Below are 19,028 nucleotides of genomic sequence, written 5' to 3'. Positions count from 1 at the left end.
GGCCCGCGGGGCGCGCGCCCCCCGCGCGCCCCCCCCCCCGGCCCCCCCCCCCTGACCCCCGGCCCCGCCGAAGGTCCAGAGGTCGTCGCTCCGGACCGCGGTCAGTCGTGCGGGACCACCGCCACCGGAGCGGCGGAATGGTGCAGCAGGGCCTGGACCACCGGCCCGATGTGCGTGCCGACCGCCGCCCGGCGGATCTGCCGGCCCACGACCACCAGCGACGCGTCGTGGGAGGCGTCGACGAGGTGGCGGCCCGCTCCGCCGACCGTGGTCTGCGCGCCGGTCTCCACGGCGGGGTACTTCTCCTGCCACGGTCGCAGCACGCCGGACAGTTCGCGTCGCACCCGCGCCGCCATCTCCTCGTTCAGGTCGGGCATGAGCTCGCCGCCGTGGTGGTAGGGCGGCGGCGTCCAGCCGTGGACGATCCGCAGGCGCGCCGAGCGCCGCGAAGCCGCGTCGAACGCGAAGCCGATCACCGTGCTGTCGGGCTTGCTCAGGTCGAGGCCGAGAACGACGTCGCGGTGGTCGGTGGCGGCGGGCGGTCCGGGGGCCGGGCGCTCCGGCGACGGCTCCTCCTCACCGTGCTCGGCGGAGCGCACGAGGACCACCGGCCGCTCGCACCGGGCGAGGACGGCGAGGGAGACGGAACCGGCCAGGAATCCGGTGACCCGGCCCGGACCGCGGGACCCCAGGACCAGCAGCTCGGCGTCCTCGGCGGCCTTCAGCAGGGCCGCGACGGGCGTCCCGGACAGCTCCTCCACGTCGGTCCGCAGGTCGGGGCGGTGGCGGGCGACACGGGTCCGTGCCTCGTCCAGCAGGCGCCGCGCCGCCGTGCGCTGGAGGTCGGCCGGCGGCACCGGCACGCCGAGCCCGGCCGTCGGGGCGTAGGCGGGGGGCTGCCACTGCCAGGCGTTCACCAGCCGCAGGGGCAGGTCGCGCAGCTGTGCTTCGCGGGCGGCCCAGTCGGCGGCGGCGAGGCTCGCCGGCGAGCCGTCCAGTCCGGCGGTGACGGTGCGGGTCATGGGGAGGACCTCCTTCAGGATGCCTCCAGTCTTCGTCGCGCACGGCCGTGACGGCAGGGGTCACCGGTCCCGGTCCGGCGGCCGATGGTCCTCTCGGCGTCCGGCCCACCGGCCCGCGGCCGAAGGGCCTTACCACCGTGGCGAGTTCAGGTCCCGTGAAGGTCCCGAGGCCCCGTGGACGACGGCGTGCGCGGCGTCGAGGGCGCCGACGGCGGCCGGACCGCCGGCCGGACCGCCGGTGTCGCGGCCGGCCGTGACCGGGACGCCTCCGCCGCCGGGGCGGCGGCCGGCCTTCAGCCGCCCTGCTGCCGCAGCCGGTCCTGTACCTGGGTGGCGATGACGGCGGCCTGGACGCGCCGTTCGACGCCGAGCTTGGCCAGCAGGCGGGAGATGTGGTTCTTCACCGTCTTCTCGGCGAGGTAGAGCCGCTGACCGATCTGACGGTTCGTCATTCCCTCGCCGATCAGGGCCAGGATCTCCCGCTCGCGTTCCGTCAGTCCCGGCAGGGCGTCCGGCTCCTCCTCCTTCTGCTGCCCGCCGCGCAGGCGCGCCATCAGCCTGGTGGTGGCGCTCGCGTCGAGCAGGGACTGGCCCCGGGCCACCGTGCGGACGGCCGACACCAGGTCGGTGCCCTGGATCTGCTTCAGCACGTACCCGGACGCGCCCGCCATGATCGAGTCCAGGAGGGCCTCCTCGTCGTCGAACGAGGTCAGCATCAGGCAGGCCAGGTCGGGCATGTGGGAGCGCAGTTCACGGCAGACGGTCACGCCGTCGCCGTCCGGCAGGCGCACGTCGAGGACCGCGACCTGCGGGCGCAGCGCGGGCACGCGCACCAGCGCCTGCTCGACCGTGCCGGCCTCGCCGACCACGGTGATGTCCGGTTCGTCGTTCAGCAGGTCGCGCACCCCGCGCCGTACCACCTCGTGGTCGTCCAGCAGGAAGACCCGGATCGGATCGCCGGGGCCGGACCGCTCGTTGTCCGCCATGTCATGCTCCTCGTCCCGTGTTCGTGCCGGTGCCCGTCCCCGGGCCCGACCGGCGTACGGCTCGGCCCTCTTCCCGCCTCGGGGCCGGAAGCCCGGGCCGTTCGGCCCTGGCATCCTCCATGATCCCTGCTGCCGGCGGCCACCCTGGTGCGGCGGGAACGGGCCGGTGCGGCCGGTCCGTCGGCGCCGGCACGCGACGCGCCGCCGGACCGCCGGAGACCGCGGCCCGGGCGGGGTCCCTCCCTCCACCGGCGACAGGTCGAACCGTGGCCGTCGCCGGGGAACCACGGGCCGCGGGCCCGGTCGGGCCGGCTCCGGAATCGCCGCGCGCTCCCCGTGCGAAGCCACCGGGAGGACGCGCGACCGGTCCCCGCGGGGCACCCCCGGATCAGGTCCTGTTCCCGGGCCCTCCGGCCAGGCCCTGCGGGGCGACGGGCGTCACGCGTTCGCTCAGGCCCGCCCCGCGCCGGACGTCGGGCCGGTCGTGCCCGCCTTCGAAGGTGCCGCCGGACACCGGCGGGATCAAGCCGCGCGCCTCGCCGTCCGGGGCGGACTCCCCGTCCGGCCCGGGGGTCCGCGGGCCGTTACCGGTCGGTGGACCCGGTTTCAAATCTTGAGCACAAATTCCACACATCCCTCTCTTCATACTGGCCCCGATGGTCTAGATTGACCGTGCTTCAGCTGTTCGGACACGAGGCGACCGTTAATGATCAATAGGTCCGACGTCAGGGAAAGCCAGCAGTCACGTCCCCGGCGCCGACGTGGGGGTGATCGGTTCTCGGAGCCCGACAGGGGCCTCGGATGCGGGGAGCACCCGGGGTCCGACGAGTTCCCGCACACCTCGGGAGTCCGGCCGGACGTGCGAGTCCGCTGCCGCCGGGGCGAGTTGTTCGCGTAGCTCCGGCACAGCCGGGATGTCATGCGTGCGCGGGGGGCGGGGGCCTCCCGCGCAGAGGAACAGCGCGGCGCGGGGGGCGGGGGCCTCCCGAGGGGAGGAACAGTGCGGGAGGCGGGGGCCTCCCGGGGGGAGGGACAGTGTTAGGCGAAGCACGTCGAACCACTGGGGACCTGGGGGGTTCTGTGCGGCAAGGGGGGTTGGTCAGCCCTGCCCCGCCGACGCGCGGGCGTCCGGCGAACGGGGCGGTCGTCCGGCCCGCGAGCGACTGGGAGCAGCGGTACCGCCGTACCGTGATCACCAGCGATGCCCTGGCCACCGCCTTCGTGGTGGCGGCGATCGGCAACTTCTTCGGGGCCCGGGACGCGGCCAACTGGCACGAGAAGTGGGGGATCCTCGCCTTCGGCACCTGGCTGCTGGTGCTGGGGGCGCTCGCGGTGAGCCGGGCGTGGGCTCCGGCCGTGCTCGGCCAGGGCGCGGAGGAGTTCCGCCGGCTCGGACGCTCCCTGTTCGCGGCGACCGTCGTCCTGGCGCTCGGCGGGATCGCCCTCACGTCCCGCAACATCAAACTCTGGATCTTCGTCGCGATCCCCGCGATCGCGCTCGTCACCATGACCGCGCGGTACCTGCTGCGCCTCTCGCTGCACAACCAGCGGAAGGAAGGGCGGTGCCTGCGGCCGGTGCTCGCCGCCGGGAGCCCGGCCACCGTGCGCGACCTGATCACCCGGACCCGCAAGTTCCCGCACCTCGGCTGGCGGGTGGACGCGGTGTGCACGACGGACGGTCCCGGGCTCGACGGCGACCGGCTGGACGGAGTGCCGGTCGTCGGCCGGCTGGCGGACGTCGCGGGCCACGTCCGCCGCGACGGCTACCGCGTCGTCGCGGTCACCCCCGACCCGCACTGGTCACCGGACCGGCTGCAGCGGCTGGCCTGGAACCTCGAGGGCAGCGACGCCGAGATGGTCGTGGCCCCCGTGCTGATGGAGGTGGCCGGCCCCCGGCTGCACGTCGACGCGGTGCTCGGGATCCCGCTGCTGCGGGTCAGCATGCCGGCCTTCACCGGCGGCCGCCGCGCGGTCAAAGGGGTCGTCGACCGGATGGGCGCAACGATTCTGCTGATGCTGTTCGCGCCGCTGATGGTGCTCGTCGGGCTGCTCGTGCTGATGGACAGCCGGGGCGGGGCGTTCTACCGCCAGCGCAGGGTCGGCAAGGACGGCCGCGAGTTCACCATGCTCAAGTTCCGCACCATGGTCGCCGGGGCCGACCGGGCGCGTGCCGAACTGGCCGACCTCAACGAGGGCGCCGGCCCGCTGTTCAAGCTCCGCCGGGACCCGCGGGTGACCCGGGTGGGAACGGTGCTGCGCCGGTACTCGATCGACGAGCTCCCGCAGCTCTTCAACGTCCTCACCGGATCGATGTCGCTCGTCGGTCCGCGGCCTCCGTTACCGGAGGAGTGCGCCGCGTACGGCCCGGACATGCGGCGCCGGCTGCTGGTCAAGCCCGGACTCACCGGCCTGTGGCAGATCAGCGGACGCAGCGACCTGTCGTGGGAGGAGGCGGTCCGGCTGGACCTGCGGTACGTGGAGGACTGGTCGCTCGCCCTGGACACAGTGATCTTGTGGAAGACGCTGCGTGCGGTGCTCCACGGCCAGGGGGCCTACTGATGCGCCGGGGACCGCGACTCGACGGTCCCGCCGGCGCGCGGACCGCAGGCCACGAGGGCCTGCGTGGGGGGAGGAACGGGTCATGAGAGTCAGTGTTTTCGGGCTCGGCTACGTGGGCTGCGTGTCGGCCGCGTGCCTGGCCAGCATGGGCCACGAGGTCATCGGGGTGGACGTGAACCAGGTGAAGGTCGACCTGGTCAACGACGGCAGGGCCCCGGTGGTCGAGGAACGGATCGGCGAGCTCATAGCCGAGGTCGTGCGGACCGGAGCGTTACGCGCCACCGACGACGTCCGCGAGGCGATCGCGGGCAGCGAGATCTCGCTGGTCTGCGTGGGCACGCCGTCGGAACCCAACGGCAGCCTGTGCACCACGTACCTGGAGCGGGTCACCGAGCAGATCGGCGCCGCGCTGGCCGAGCGGGGCGGGCGGCACACCGTCGTGTTCCGCAGCACCATGCTCCCGGGCACCTGCCTGAACCTGCTGGTGCCGATCCTGGAGAAGCACGTCGGCGGCACGGCCGGGGTGGACCTCGGGGTCGCGGTCAACCCGGAGTTCCTGCGCGAGGGCACGAGCGTGCGGGACTTCTTCGACCCGCCCAAGACCGTCATCGGCGAGCTCGACCCGGCGAGCGGCGACGCGGTGCTCGCGCTGTACGACGGTCTGCCCGGCGAGGTGTTCCGGGTGCCCGTCCCGACGGCCGAGGCGATCAAGTACGCGGACAACGCGTTCCACGGCCTCAAGATCGGCTTCGCGAACGAACTGGGCGCGGTGTACCGGGCGCTCGGGGTGGACTCGCACCAGGTGATGGACGTGTTCCTGGCCGACCGCAAGCTCAACATCAGCCCCGCCTACCTGCGGCCCGGCTTCGCCTTCGGCGGGTCCTGCCTCCCCAAGGACCTGCGCAGCCTGGTCCACGCGGCGCAACGGGCCGACGTCTCGGTGCCCATCCTCGCCCACGTGCTGCCCTCCAACACCGACCACCTGCAGCGCGCGGTGGAGCTGGTCGAGCGCACCGGCAAGCGCCGGGCGGGCCTGTTCGGCCTGTCCTTCAAACCCGGCACCGACGACCTCCGCGAGAGCCCGCTCGTCGAGCTGGCGGAGAGGCTCTTCGGCAAGGGCTACGACCTGAAGATCTACGACGCCAACGTGAGCCTCTCCCGGCTGCTCGGCGCGAACCGCGAGTACATCGAGACCCGGCTGCCGCACCTCGCGCAGCTGCTCGCGGACTCCGTCGACGAGGTGCTCGACCACGCCGAGGTGTGCCTGGTCGGGACCAGGGACCCGGACGTGCTGTCGGCGCTGCCCCGTGGCGGCGACGGCCCGGTGATCGTCGACCTCGTCCGCCTTCCCGACGCCGAGGCGCGCCGGGCCGAACCGGGATACATGGGCCTTGCTTGGTGACACATCGTTCGGTGACACGGCCGGCGGAGACCGGCCGGGCCGGCGCGCGCTGATCCTGGTGGAGAACCTGTCGGTGCCGTTCGACCGGCGGGTGTGGCAGGAGTGCACGACGCTGCGCGACGCGGGCTGGGAGGTGCACGTCATCTGCCCCCGGGGGAGCAAGCGGGACACGGAGGCGGAGGCGGTGATCGACGGGGTGCGCATCCACCGCTACCCGCTGCGCGCGGCCACCGGAGGGCCGGCCGGCTACCTGCGGGAGTACGGATCGGCGCTGTGGCACACGGTCCGGCTGGCCCGGAAGGTCGGCCCGGTCGACGTGGTCCACGCCTGCAACCCGCCCGACCTGCTGTTCCTGCCGGCGCTGTGGATGAAGCGGCGCGGGGCGCGGTTCGTCTTCGACCAGCACGACCTGGTGCCCGAGCTGTACCTCTCCCGGTTCGGCCGCGGCCAGGACCTGCTCTACCGCGGCGTGTGCGCGCTGGAACGCATGACCTACCGGGCCGCGGACGTCGTGCTCGCCACGAACGAGAGCTACCGGGACGTCGCGGTGCGCCGCGGCGGCCGGCGGCCGGCGGACGTCTTCGTGGTGCGCAGCGCGCCCCAGACCGACCGGTTCCGACCGGTGCCGCCCGAGCCGGAGTTGAAGCGCGGCAAGCCTCATCTGCTGTGCTACCTCGGTGTCATGGGCCCTCAGGACGGCGTCGACTACGCCCTGCGGGCCCTGGCGAAGCTGCGCGACGAGCTCGGGCGGACCGACTGGCACGCGGTGTTCGTCGGCGCCGGCGACGCCTTCGACGCGATGGTGGAGCTGTCCCGGCGGCTCGGGCTCTCCGAACAGGTGCAGTTCACCGGGCGCGTCCCGGACGCCGACCTGGTGCGCTACCTGTCCACCGCGGACGTGTGCCTCTCCCCCGACCCGCGCAATCCGCTCAACGACGTGTCGACCATGAACAAGGTCCTGGAGTACATGGCGATGGGCCGGCCGATCGTCTCGTTCGACCTGAAGGAGGCGCGGGTCTCCGCCGGCGACGCCGCCGTCTACGCGCCCGCCGATGACGAGGCCGAGTTCGCCGGGCTCATCGCGCTGCTGCTGGACGATCCGGAGAAAAGGGCCCACATGGGCAAGATCGGCCAGGAGCGGATCAACGGGCCGCTCTCCTGGCGGAACTCGCAAGCGTCGCTGCTCGCCGCCTACACCGCTGCCTGCCGTGACCACGCTCCGGCGCCGAAGGGCGGCCCGGACCGGGCACGGAGGAGGCCGCGCCGTTGAGCGATGACACGATACGCCTGGTCACGATCGGGCGGATTGTCCGTCGGCGCCGGCGGCTCCTCACCGTTCTCACCCTGGTGGGCGCGCTGGTCGGCTACGGCACCTCGCTGCTCGTTCCACCGCGGTACACGACGTCGGCGTCGGTGCTGCTGCCGGGGGCGTGGGAGGAGCGCGAGCTGCTGACCCAGACGGAGATCGCGACCAGTTCGGTGGTGGTCGACCGCGCGGCCGCCACGCTCGGCTGGACCGGGGTCGGCGGCAGCGAGCTGCGGGACCGGGTGAGCGCCAGGACCACCGACGGGAACATCATCAAGATCTCGGGCACGGCCGACACCCCGGAGCGTGCGCAGCGGCTCTCCGACCAGGTGGCCCAGCAGTACGTCGCCTTCGCCGCGCGGCTCGCGGGCGACGACCCCGAAGCGACGGCCGGGCCCGAGGAACTGCGCAAGAGGGTGGAGCAGACCAACCGCCACATCACCGACCTGGCCGAGGCGGCCGATCCGGGGCGGACCGTGGAGAGCGTGCAGGCCCGCACCGAGCTCGAGAAGCTGCGTACCGCGCTGCAGGAGGCCATGAAGAGGCTGGACGAGGCCGACCCGGCGACCGACCGGGCCGACTTGGTCGTCATGGGGCCGGCGGCCCGGCCGGCCGGCGAGGCACCGCCGACGAGGACGCAGCTCGTCGTCGCCGGGGCGCTGCTGTTCTTCCTGCTCACGGTCGTCGGTCATCTCGCCGCCGCGCGGATGAGTCGCCGGCTGCGCACCGAACCGGAGATCGCCGCGGCGCTGGGCTCGGTGCTGCTGGGGACCGTCGACGTGCCGGGGGAACGGCCCGCGCGCCGGCCGGAGGGCCGCGGCCCGCGGGCCCGGATCCGCCGGCTGCTGGGCGTCGACGTCCGGTGGGACACACCGACCCCGCAGACGTCCGGCGACGAGGCCGGCCGGCAGATCCGCTACCGGCGGATGTGCGCCCGCCTCCGGGACCGGCTGCCGGCCCCCCGGCGGCTGCTGGTCGTCGTCCCGGACGGCGACGAGACCGCCCGCCGGGCCGCCGGGCAGCTCGCCACCGAGGCCGGGAGCGATCCGCTGCTGCGGGTGACGGAGGTCTCGGTCTCCCGGCCGATGGTGCCGGACCGCGCCGACGAGTCCGGCGCCCTGGTCGTGCTCAGCGCGGGCAGCTGGACCGCGGGGGAGCTCGCCGGCATCGCCGAGGCGTGCGCGGACGCGGGGCACGACGTCGTCGGCGCCGTCGTCGCCGGCACGGTCCGGGACCGCCCGAAACGGTCCGCCGCCCCTCCTCCCGACGAGGACGCTCCGGCGCTCGCGGTGCGCGGCCACGCGACGGGAGGTCCGGTGTGACGACGAGCAGGACTTCGGAGCCGTCGGCCGCCGCTCCTCCGCTGCTGGACCTGCAGGCGCTGGTGGTGGCGGTGCGCAGGCGCCGTCGCCTCTGGTGCTCCCTGGCACTGCTGGGACTGCTGGCCGGCGCGGCGGTGGCGGTCCTGCTGCCGCCGCCGCCGACCGCGACGACCAAGGTGCTGGTGGCGCACCAGGAGGACCAGCCGAACGACACCGGAACGCTGATCCGCACCGACGTCGCGCTGCTGCAGACCACGCGGATCGCCGGCAAGGCCCTGCAGGCCCTCGGGTCCCGGGAGGAACCGGAGGACTTCATGGAGGACTACGGGGGGATCGGCTTGACCAACAACCTGCTGCAGATCCATGCGACAGGTGACAGCGACGCGGAAGCGGTGGCCCGCGCCGAGGCGCTGGCCGACGCGTTCGTCGCGGACCACGTGAGGCGGATACAGGAAGGCGCGAACGCCGAGGCCAAGAGCCTGCTCGACCAGCGTGACCGCATGCGGAAAGAACTCGCCCAGGTCAACGCGGCGATCGGGGACGGACCGCCGGAGAGCGACCCGACGGCGTCGGCGGACCTCGAGTCGCTCTTCGCCCGCCGGGCCGAACTCACCTCGCGGATCGCCGATTTCGACCAGCGTGCCGCGGAGGCGCGCATGGGCACGCCCCGGCTCGTCGCCGGCACGCAGATCGTGGACGCACCGCGCGCGGTACGGCACTCCCTGCCCAGGACCGCCGCCACCGACGCCGCGATCGGGCTCGTCCTCGGGCTCGCCCTCGGGCTCGCGGTCGCCGCGGTCTCCGCGGTGGTGGCGGACCGCCCCGTGCTGCGCCGGGAGATCGCGGCGAACCTCGGCGCCTCGGTCATCGCGGAACTGCCCCGCAGGTCGCCCTGGCTGTGGCGGCGCCGGCAGGTCCGGGCGGCACGGACACGGCTCACCGCGTCCCTGGCCCGCACCGTGCGCGGCTCCGCGGAACCGGTGTCGCTGCTGGAACTGGGCTGTGCGCGCAGCGCGAGCGTGATCGCCCTGGACCTCGCCGGGGCGCTGGCGGCTCAGGGGCCGGTGGTCGTCGTCGACGGTCTGCCCGGCCGGCAGCTCGCCGAGCGCCGCCCGCAGCCGGGGGACCTCACCGTGGTCAGCGACGTGGATGCCGCCGCGGCCGTGTCGCCCCGGGCACGTCGGCTCGGCGTCGGCTCGGTGGCGCCCGGCACCGCGTGGACCGACCTCCAGTACCTCGGCACCCGGACCGTGCTCGTCGTGCGGGCCGGGCACGGCAGCGCCGCCTGGCTGCACACCGTGGCGCGGCAGCTCGCGGAACAGAGCATCCCGGTGATCGGCGTGGTGCTGATCGACCCCGATCCGCGGGACCGGACCGACGGCACGCTGTGGGACGGGCCGCGCACCGCGCTGCGCGGCCAGGGCGAGCGGCCGGCCCGAAGGAACGGTGGGGGCACCTCCCACGCCGTCCAGGCAGTGGGGGAGGACCGGCTGCGGACGGAGCGGCTGCCGACGCCGGCCGCACGGGTCCCGGACAGCGACCAGGAGGCGCGGTAGGACATGTGTGGCATCGCAGGAACGTACCGGTGGCCGGACGGGAAGGCCGTGACCGACCGGCTCACCGACACCCTCGCCCACCGCGGCCCGGACGGGGCGGGCCGGTACAGCCATCCCGCCGGTGACGGCGAGGTGCACCTCGGGCACCGCCGGCTGGCCATCGTCGACCTGTCCGGGACCGGCGCCCAGCCGATGGTCTCGGGCGGCCTCGTCCTGACGTACAACGGCGAGCTGTACAACGCGCCCGAGCTGCGCGCCGAGCTGGCGGCCGCCGGGGTGCGCTTCCGCGGCACCTCCGACACCGAGGTGCTGCTGGAGGCCTGGCGGCGCTGGGGCACGGACTGCCTGCCCCGGCTGCGCGGCATGTTCGCGTTCGGGATCTTCGACGAGCGCACCGGTGAGCTGGTGCTCGCCCGCGACCAGCTCGGCGTCAAGCCGCTGTTCCTGCTCCGGCGCGGCGAGGGCCTGGTGTTCGCCTCCGAGCTCAAGGCGCTCGCCGCCGTGACCGGCGGGTCGCTGGAGGTGGACCACGCGGCGCTGGTGGCCTCGCTGCTGTACTACTGGGTGCCGGACTCGCGGTGCGCGTTCCGCGAGGCGGAGAAGCTGCCGCCGGGAAGCTGGCTGCGGTGCCGGCCCGACGGCCGGGTGGAGCGCGGCCGGTTCTGGAACCTGAGGGACGTCGCCGCCGAGGGGCGGGAGCGGGCCCGGGCCGGCGAGCGGCCGGACCTCGCCGCCGTCGTCGAGGAGTCGACCCGACGGCACCTGCTGTCGGACGTCCCCGTGGCGACCTTCCTCTCCGGCGGTCTCGACTCCAGCTACCTGACCGCGCTGGCGGCCCGTCACCGGCCCGGGATCTCCGCCTACACGATCGGGTTCCGCGCCGAGGACGCCCGGTTCGAGGCGATGCCGGACGACCTGCGCCACGCCCGGCGGGTGGCCGAGCGGTTCGGCGTCGACCTGCACGAGATCGAGATCGCCCCGGACGTGCTCGACCTGCTGCCGCGGATGACGTACCACCTGGACGAGCCGATCGGGGACCCCGCCGCGATCAACACGTTCCTGATCTGTTCGGCCGCCCGGGAGGCCGGGGTCAAGGTGATGCTCTCGGGGATGGGCGCCGACGAGCTGTTCGCCGGTTACCGCAAGCACCTGGCCAACCTGCTCGCGCTGCGCTACCAGCGCGTCCCGCGGCCCCTGCGGCGCGGGGTGTCCGCGGCCGTGGACCGGCTGCCGGTCGCCACGAGCCGCCGGGGGTACCGGTCGGTGCGCTTCGCGAAGCGGTTCCTGTCCTTCGCCGACCTGCCGGAGGAGACCGCGTTCCGGCGCAGCTACACCCTGTACGACCGGGAGGAGCTGCTGGGCCTGGTCGATCCGGACCTGGCCCCGGCGGTCGAGGACGTGCTGACCGAGCACGCGGACGTCTACCGGGACAACGACCTCGACGACTTCGTCAACCGCATGTGCCTGGGCGACGCCCGGATGTTCCTGCCGGGCCTGAACCTCGCGTACACGGACCGCTCCAGCATGGCCGCGTCGACCGAGGTGCGGGTGCCGTACGTGGACGTCGAGGTGGTCAGGGCGGCGTTCGCCGTGCCCGGCGACCGCAAGATCGTCGGACGGCAGGGCAAGGCCGTCCTCAAGGAGGCGGCCTGCTCGGTCCTGCCCCGGGAGATCGTGTACCGGCCCAAGGGCCTGTTCAGCGCCCCGCTGCGGGCCTGGATGAGCCGGGACCTGGCGCCGCTGGTGCGCGAGGTGATCCACGACGGCGCGCTCGTCGGTTCCGGGCTCCTGCGCCGCGACGCGCTGGCGCGCATGGTCGCCGAGGACGCCGCCGGGCAGCGGGACTTCTCCAAACATCTGTGGCACGTGCTGACCCTCGAGTACTGGTACCGCGGCGCGACGTCCGGGTCCGGCCAGAACTCCCTGACGGCGTAGAGACAAGAGGACTTCGGTGAAACAGGTCGTACAGAACTACAAGAGCGGCGAGCTGGCCCTGCTCGACGTGCCGGTGCCGGGGTGCAAGCCGGGCGGTGTGCTGGTCCGCAGCGCCTACTCGCTGATCTCCACCGGGACCGAGCTCATGAAGGTGTCCGAGGCCGGCATGTCGATGGTGGGCAAGGCCCGCTCCCGGCCGGACCAGGTGGCCAAGGTCGTGCAGAGCGTGGCCACCAACGGGCTGCCCGCCACCTACCGCAAGGTGATGGGCAAGCTGGACTCCTACACGCCGCTGGGCTACTCGCTGTGCGGGGTGGTCGAGCAGGTCGGCGCCGGCATCGACGACGTGAAGGCCGGCGACCTCGTGGCCTGCGCGGGCAACGAGCACGCGCTGCACGCCGAGCTGAACTGGGTGCCGAAGAACCTCTGCTCCCCCGTCCCCGACGGGCTCGCGCCTCGGCACGCGGCCTTCGGCACCGTCGGGTCCATCGCGCTGCAGGGCGTCCGCCAGGGCGAGCCGCAGCTGGGCGAGGTGGCGCTGGTCATCGGTCTCGGACTGATCGGGCAGCTGGTGGTGCAGCTCCTCGTCGCCTCGGGAGCCCGCGTCGTGGGCGCCGACCCCGACCCGGCGCGCTGCGGACTCGCCGAGCGCCTGGGCGCCGCGGCCTGCGGCGACCCCGCCTCCGCGGCCGTGGAGAGTGCCGTCGCCGAACTCACCGGCGGGCACGGCGTGGACCAGGTGTACCTGGCCGCCGGCGGCGGCAGCAACCAGCCCGTCGAGCTGGCCGCCCGGCTCTGCCGGGACCGCGGCCGGGTCGTCGACATCGGCAAGTGCCGTCTGGACCTGCCGTGGAACGCGTACTACGAGAAGGAGCTCGACGTCCGGTTCTCGCGTTCGTACGGCCCCGGGCGCTACGACCCGTCGTACGAGCTCGAGGGGCGCGACTACCCGATCGGCTACGTGCGCTGGACCGAGCGCCGCAACCTCACGTGCTTCCTCGATCTCCTCGCCCGCGGCAGCGTCGACGTGGAACCCCTGATCTCGCACATCGCCGACTTCGACGACGCCGTCGAGACGTACCGGAGCCTGAAGGACGGCGACCTGAAGGCCGTGGCCGTGCTGTTCCGGTACCCCGGACACACGGCGGAGGCGGAGGAACCGGCGGCTCCGTCGGTGGCCGTGCCCGCGGTCGACGTGCAGACCGCTCCGGCCCGGCTCGCCAAGTCGCCCGTGCGGCTCGCGTTCGTCGGCGCGGGCAACTACGCGACGTCGATGCTGCTGCCGCACCTGGCGCAGCGCGACGGCGTCGAGCTGTCGACCGTCGTCACCACGACGGCGCTGTCCGCGGCCAACGCGCAGCGGAAGTTCGGCTTCGCCCGGGCGACCACCGACCTCGACGCCGTGCTCGGCGACGAGTCCGTCGACGCGGTGTTCGTGGTCACCCGGCACAGCTCGCACGCCGAGCTGACCCGCAAGGCGCTGCTCGCGGGCAAGACCGTGTTCGTGGAGAAGCCCCTCGCCCTCACCGAGGACGAACTGGCCGGCGTGCTCGCGGCGGTGGAGGAGTCCGGCAACGACCGGCTGCAGGTGGGCTTCAACCGCCGGTTCGCACCGCTGCTGCAGGAGGCCAGGCAGCGCTTCGGCGCCCGGAGCGGCCCGGCCAACCTCCGCTACCTGGTCAACGCGGGACGCCTGGACCACGGCAGCTGGTACCTCCGGCAGGGCACCGAGGGATCGCGGTTCGCCGGTGAGGGCGGACACTTCATCGACACGGCGAGCTGGCTGCTCGACGCCGACCCGGTGTCCGTGTACGCGACCGCCCCGTCCGGCAACGAGGACCTGCAGATCGTGCTGCGCTACCCGGACGGGTCCACCGCCACCATCAGCTACGTCACCTCCGGCCCGTCCGGCTTCCCGAAGGAGACGCTGGACCTGATCGCGGACGGCCGTGCGCTGCGGCTCGACGACTTCGTGCGTGCCTCGGTGTACGGCCGGAAGCGCTGGGTCAGTTCACGGCTGCCCAGGGCCCGGGACAAGGGCCAGAACGCCGAACTGGCCGCGTTCGTCAAGGCCGTGCGGACCGGCGGGCCGATGCCGGTGCCGCTCCGGTCGCTGGTCGCCACCACGGCGGCCACCCTCGCCGTGCAGGCCGGCCTGGCCTCCGGCGCGCCGGTGACGCTGGCGGAGGCGCGATGACCGCGAGCTCGGGGAGTCCGGGCTGGTACCTGCGGCGGCTGTCCCGGATGGGGCCGCGGGAGGTCGGCGGCCGGACGGTCGACGCGGTGCGCAGGCGGCGGTGGCGGTCGGCGCCACCGCCGAAGTGCCCGGACGTGACCGGCGCCCGGTTCACCGCGGTACTGCCCGCGGGGACGCTCGCCGCGGTGCCGCCGGACGCCGCGAAACGCCTCGTCGCCGAGGCGGACCGGCTCATGGACGGGCACGCCGAGTACTTCGGCGTGGTCCGCGACGACCTGGCCGACCCGGACTGGTTCCGCGACCCGAGGACCGGGCGCCGCGCTCCGTCGGGCTACGCCTTCGACGTGCCGTACCGCGACGAGGACGCGGTCGGGGACATCAAGCAGATCTGGGAGCCGTCCCGGCACCAGTACCTCACCGTGCTCGCCGCCGCCTACGCGGTCACCGGGGACGAGCGGTACGCCGAGCGGGTGGCCGGGCACCTGCGGTCGTGGTGGGCGGCCGACCCGCCGCTGCGCGGGGTGCACTGGACCAGCGGCATCGAGCTGGGGATCCGGCTGCTGTCCTGGGTGTGGATCCGCCGGCTGCTCGACGGCTGGCCGGGCGCGGCCCCTCTGTTCGAGGGCAACCCGGTGGCGCTGCACCAGATCTGGCACCACCAGCGCTGGCTGGCCGCCTTCCCCAGCCGGGGGTCCTCGGCGAACAACCACGTCATCGCCGAGTCCGCCGGGCAGTTCGCCGCGGCCTGCGCGTTCGGGTGGTTCCCCGCCTCGGGACGCTGGCGGGCCGACGCGCTGCGGTCGTTGGACCGGCACCTGCGCGGTAACACCTACCTCTCCGGTCTCAACCGTGAGCTGGCCACCGAGTACCACGGGCTGGTCCTCGAACTGGGCCTTGCGGCCGTGGCCGAGGCGGACGCCGCCGACGTACCGGTCCCCGCGTCGACCCGCCTGGTGCTGCTGCGGATGACCGACGCGCTCGCGGCCGTCGTGGACAACCGGTTACGGCCGCCGCGCCAGGGGGACGCGGACGACGGGCACGGTCTGGTCGTGGACGGCGCGGGCACCGACCGCTGGGCCTCGCTGCTGGCCACCGGGGACGCCGTGTTCGGCCGGCTCGCCTGGTGGCCGGCGGTGACCGGCACCGATGTGCGCACCCCGCTGCTGGCCGCGCTCATCCGGCCGTACGCGAGGAACGGGACCGCGCCGGCCGTGTCCCGCCCGGCGAGCCGGCCGGCCCACTTCGCCGACGCGGGGCTCACCGTCCTGCGCGGTCCGGAGGAGATCTGGTGCCGCTGCGACGGCGGTCCGCACGGCTTCCTGTCCATCGCCGCGCACGCCCACGCGGACGCGCTGTCCGTGGAGGTCCGGCACGACGGGGTCGACGTGCTCGCCGACCCGGGGACGTTCTGCTACCACGGGCAGCCCGAGTGGCGGAGGTACTTCCGGTCGACCCTCGGCCACAACACCCTGGAACTCGACGGCGGCGACCAGTCCGTCTCCGGCGGCCCGTTCCTGTGGACCCGGCACGCCGAGAGCCGGGTCCTGGCCGTGGACGCGTCCGGCGCCTCGGCCGGGGGGACGGCCCGCTGGTGCGCCGAGCACGACGGCTACCGGCCCTCCGTGCACCGCCGCCGGGTGGAGCTGACGGCCGCGAGCCGGGAGCTGAGGGTGGTCGACGAGGTGCGCGGCCCGCGCCGGGAGGTGCGGCTGGCGTTCCACCTCGGCCCGGCGATCACCGCGGACCTGGTGGGCGACCGGGCGGTGCTCACCTGGACCCGGGACGGCGAGGACCGCTCCGCGGCGCTCGACCTGCCCGGGCAGCTGACCTGGCGGGCGCACCGCGGCGAGAGCGACCCGCCGCTGGGCTGGTACTCCGCCGGCTTCGGCCGCAAGGAACCCGCCACCGTGCTGGTCGGCACCGGCTTCACCGGCGGCGCGGAGGGGTTCACCACCGTGCTCAGGTTCCGCGGCTAGGGGGGCGCGTGGGGATCAAGTGGCGGCGCTGGGCGCTGCCGGCGGCACCTCTGGTACTGGTCCTGCCGGCGGCGGCCGGCTGTACGGGCGCGCCGGACGCCCGGACGGAGCCGACCGGTGCGCCCTCCACGTCCCCGGCCGTGGCCCGGGTGTGCGCCGAGCCCGCGGCCGGGCCGGCGAAGGCGCCGGCGGGCGCGGTGACGGTCGACCCCGCGGTGGTCGGCGACCTGGCGGCGAAGACCGACAGCAGCCCTGCGAACACCACGTTCTGGCTCCGGCCGGGCAAGCACCGGCTCGCGCCGGCACGCTACGCCCAGGTCATCCCCAAGAAGGGCAACCGCTACCTCGGCGCGCCGGGCGCGGTGCTCGACGGCCAGGAGACCAACCAGTACGCGTTCGGCGGCAGTGCCCCCGACGTCACCATCAGCCACCTGACCGTGCAGCACTTCGTCGCGCCGCACGACGAGGGCGTGGTCAACCACGGCTCGGCCGACGGGTGGGTGATCGAGCACGCGACGATCCAGTACAACTCCGGCGGCGGGCTGATGGCAGGCAACCGCCAGCGGGTCCGCGCCAGTTGCCTGCGCGGCAACGGTCAGTACGGCCTGAACGCGTACAAGCCCACCGGCATCGGCGACCTGGTGGTCGAGGGCAACGAGATCGTGGACAACAACAGGGACGACTGGGAGAAGCGCCGGCCGGGCTGCGGCTGCACGGGAGGCGTCAAGTTCTGGGCCGTCGACGGCGCCGACGTACGCGGCAACTGGGTGCACGACAACCGCGGACCCGGGTTGTGGGCGGACACCAACAACAACGACTTCCGCATCGAGAACAACCTGCTCGAGGCCAACGACGGCGCCGCGCTGATCTACGAGATCAGCTACAACGCGGTCATCCGGAACAACACGATCCGGCGGAACAACTGGGTCGAGGGCCGCAGGTCCGCCGACCGCGGCGACACCTTCCCGTTCGGGACCGTCTACCTGTCCGAGGCCGGCGGCGAACCACGGGTCCGGGCCCGCACGGACGAGATCGAGATCTACCGGAACGTGCTGGAGGACAACTGGAACGGGATCACCCTGTGGGAGAACGCCGACCGGTTCTGCAACAGCCCGTCCAACACCTCGTCGGGCGACTGCACGTTGCTGGTGAAGGACGCCGACCGCTGCGCGCAGCCGGCGATCGCCACCGCACCGCTCCACTCCGACTGCCGGTGGAAGACCCAGCGGGTGGACATCCACGACAACCGCTTCGTGCTGGACAAGTCCGTCGTCGACTGCACGGTGAAGTGCGACCGCATGGCGGTGCTGGCCAACTACGGCACCTATCCGGACTGGTCTCCGTACAAGGGCGACCGGGTGGCCGAGGCGATCACCCTCGAGCAGCACAACCGCTGGCACGACAACGTCTACCGCGGGCCGTGGGAATTCGTCGTCCGGGACCCGAGCCGAGTGCTCGCCCCGGGGCAGTGGCAGGGCGCGCCGTACCAGCAGGACGCGGGCAGCACCTTCCAGCCGCAAGGCGGTGGTTGAGGTGGGCGGGGACCCCATGCCGAAGACCGTCGGGATCGTCTGGGGGCTGCTGGCCCTCAACACCCTCGGCTCCGCCGGGGCCAGGACCATCGTCCCGCTGCCCCGTTCCCTCATCCAGATGGTCACCATGGGCGCGCTGGCCGCCGCCTTCGCGCTGGCGCTCGTGGTCAACCGCCGGCTGCGCATCCGAGCCAGCGCCTTCGTGTTCCTGCTCACCCTGCTGCTGGTGCCGAGCGTGATCTCCACCGCGGACCTGGAGTCCGGGTTCGGCGCGCTGTTCCGCTGCGCCCGGCTGGCCGTCTTCGTCGGCACGCTGTGGCTGCTCACCCGCTGGTGGGACGGCGGTCTGACGTTCGTCCGCCACCACATCCGGATGTACTTCGCGGTGCTCGTGTCGGTGGCCGCCGGCCTGGCCGTCTCACCGGGCGCGGCCATGCCCGAGCTCTACGGCGGACGCCTCGTCGGAGCGTTGTGGCCGCTCACCCCGCCGCAGATCGGACAGTACGCCGCGGTGATCATCGGACTCACCGTGCTGCTCCTGCTGGGCCGCCGGACCGACCGGGCCGGCGCTGCGATGATCATCGTTCCGTCGCTCGTCCTGCTCGCGCTCACCCACACCCGGACGGCCACGGTCGGCCTGCTCGTCGGGCTGGTGCTGGCGATCGGCTCGCTCGTCCTGACCAGCGCCGCCGCACGCCGGCTCTTCGCGTGGGCGGTGCTGGTCGCCACGGTGGCCGCCGTGGGGTTCGCCTCCGCGCTGCGCACGTGGTTCCTGCGCGGGCAGAGCCAGGAGAACTTCACCAGCCTCACCGGTCGGGCCAAGGTCTGGGACGCCCTGCTGGCAGCGCCCCGGACCACCTCGGAGCGACTGTTCGGCACGGGCCTGGGCGACAAGTCGTTCGACGGGCTGCCGATCGACAACAGCTGGCTGGCCGTCTACCACGAGCAGGGCCTGACCGGCACCGCCGTCGTGGCGGCGGTCCTCCTCGTGCTGGGCGGCATCGCGTTGCTGCGGCCGCCGTCGCTGCCGAGGGCCTGCGCGATCTTCCTGATCAGCTACGTCGCGATCTCGTCGTACACCGAGGCCGGACTGGGTGACGCCTCGCCGTACCTGCTGCACCTGGCCCTGGCCGCCTCGCTGCTCGCGGCACCCGCCGCGGACGCGCCGCCGGCGACGCCCGCAGTCCCCCAACGACGCATCCCGCGCTGGGCCCGGGATCGGGAGGTGAGCTGAT

12 protein-coding genes are annotated in these 19,028 nt (G+C 73.8%); 10 read left to right on the top strand and 2 right to left on the bottom strand.

Features of this window, described 5'->3' with window-relative positions; translation table 11 throughout:
- Positions 1-101 precede the first annotated feature (101 nt).
- Both ACH4F6_RS16810 and ACH4F6_RS16805 read right to left on the bottom strand, forming a co-directional pair.
- Positions 102-1,022: a universal stress protein gene (locus ACH4F6_RS16810; RefSeq protein WP_397960905.1), complete on the bottom strand. Its 921-nt coding sequence runs from the start codon at positions 1,020-1,022 to the stop codon at positions 102-104.
- Between the two features lie 293 nt (positions 1,023-1,315).
- Positions 1,316-2,008, bottom strand: a complete 693-nt coding sequence (locus ACH4F6_RS16805; RefSeq protein WP_397960904.1) for a response regulator — start codon at positions 2,006-2,008, stop codon at positions 1,316-1,318.
- A 1,080-nt stretch (positions 2,009-3,088) separates the two neighbouring features.
- On the opposite strand from ACH4F6_RS16805, the gene ACH4F6_RS16800 reads away from it, so the two are divergent.
- From ACH4F6_RS16800 to ACH4F6_RS16755, 10 genes are all read left to right on the top strand, one after another.
- Positions 3,089-4,567: a sugar transferase gene (locus tag ACH4F6_RS16800; protein WP_397960903.1), complete on the top strand. Its 1,479-nt coding sequence runs from the start codon at positions 3,089-3,091 to the stop codon at positions 4,565-4,567.
- Between the two features lie 82 nt (positions 4,568-4,649).
- Complete coding sequence (locus ACH4F6_RS16795; protein ID WP_397960902.1) at positions 4,650-5,969, top strand: nucleotide sugar dehydrogenase; 1,320 nt, start codon at positions 4,650-4,652, stop codon at positions 5,967-5,969.
- Positions 5,959-7,239, top strand: a complete 1,281-nt coding sequence (locus tag ACH4F6_RS16790; protein ID WP_397960901.1) for a glycosyltransferase family 4 protein — start codon at positions 5,959-5,961, stop codon at positions 7,237-7,239. Before ACH4F6_RS16795 ends, ACH4F6_RS16790 begins: the two co-directional genes overlap by 11 nt.
- Positions 7,236-8,597 (top strand): Wzz/FepE/Etk N-terminal domain-containing protein, encoded by a 1,362-nt coding sequence (locus ACH4F6_RS16785; RefSeq protein WP_397960900.1) that lies wholly within the window; start codon positions 7,236-7,238, stop codon positions 8,595-8,597. The genes ACH4F6_RS16790 and ACH4F6_RS16785 overlap by 4 nt, the downstream gene beginning before the upstream one ends.
- Positions 8,594-10,153: a Wzz/FepE/Etk N-terminal domain-containing protein gene (locus ACH4F6_RS16780; protein ID WP_397960899.1), complete on the top strand. Its 1,560-nt coding sequence runs from the start codon at positions 8,594-8,596 to the stop codon at positions 10,151-10,153. The genes ACH4F6_RS16785 and ACH4F6_RS16780 overlap by 4 nt, the downstream gene beginning before the upstream one ends.
- Positions 10,154-10,156: 3 nt before the next feature.
- A complete protein-coding gene (asnB, locus tag ACH4F6_RS16775; RefSeq protein ID WP_397960898.1) occupies positions 10,157-12,088 on the top strand; it encodes an asparagine synthase (glutamine-hydrolyzing) in 1,932 nt (643 codons plus the stop codon).
- 16 nt (positions 12,089-12,104) lie between these two features.
- Positions 12,105-14,285, top strand: coding sequence for a bi-domain-containing oxidoreductase (locus ACH4F6_RS16770; RefSeq protein WP_397960897.1), 2,181 nt, complete (start codon positions 12,105-12,107; stop codon positions 14,283-14,285).
- Positions 14,282-16,261 carry an alginate lyase family protein gene (locus tag ACH4F6_RS16765; protein WP_397960896.1) on the top strand — a complete coding sequence of 660 codons (1,980 nt, stop codon included), beginning with the start codon at positions 14,282-14,284 and terminating at the stop codon, positions 16,259-16,261. Before ACH4F6_RS16770 ends, ACH4F6_RS16765 begins: the two co-directional genes overlap by 4 nt.
- An 8-nt stretch (positions 16,262-16,269) precedes the next feature.
- Entirely contained in the window at positions 16,270-17,793 is a 1,524-nt protein-coding gene (locus tag ACH4F6_RS16760; protein WP_397960895.1) for a right-handed parallel beta-helix repeat-containing protein, read from the top strand.
- Between the two features lie 16 nt (positions 17,794-17,809).
- Positions 17,810-19,027 carry an O-antigen ligase domain-containing protein gene (locus ACH4F6_RS16755; protein WP_397960894.1) on the top strand — a complete coding sequence of 406 codons (1,218 nt, stop codon included), beginning with the start codon at positions 17,810-17,812 and terminating at the stop codon, positions 19,025-19,027.
- Position 19,028 lies beyond the last annotated feature (1 nt).

This window comes from Streptomyces sp. NPDC017936, from assembly GCF_044328485.1.
Lineage (GTDB): Bacteria > Actinomycetota > Actinomycetes > Streptomycetales > Streptomycetaceae > Streptomyces.
This window is presented reverse-complemented; position numbering and strand designations above follow the sequence as displayed.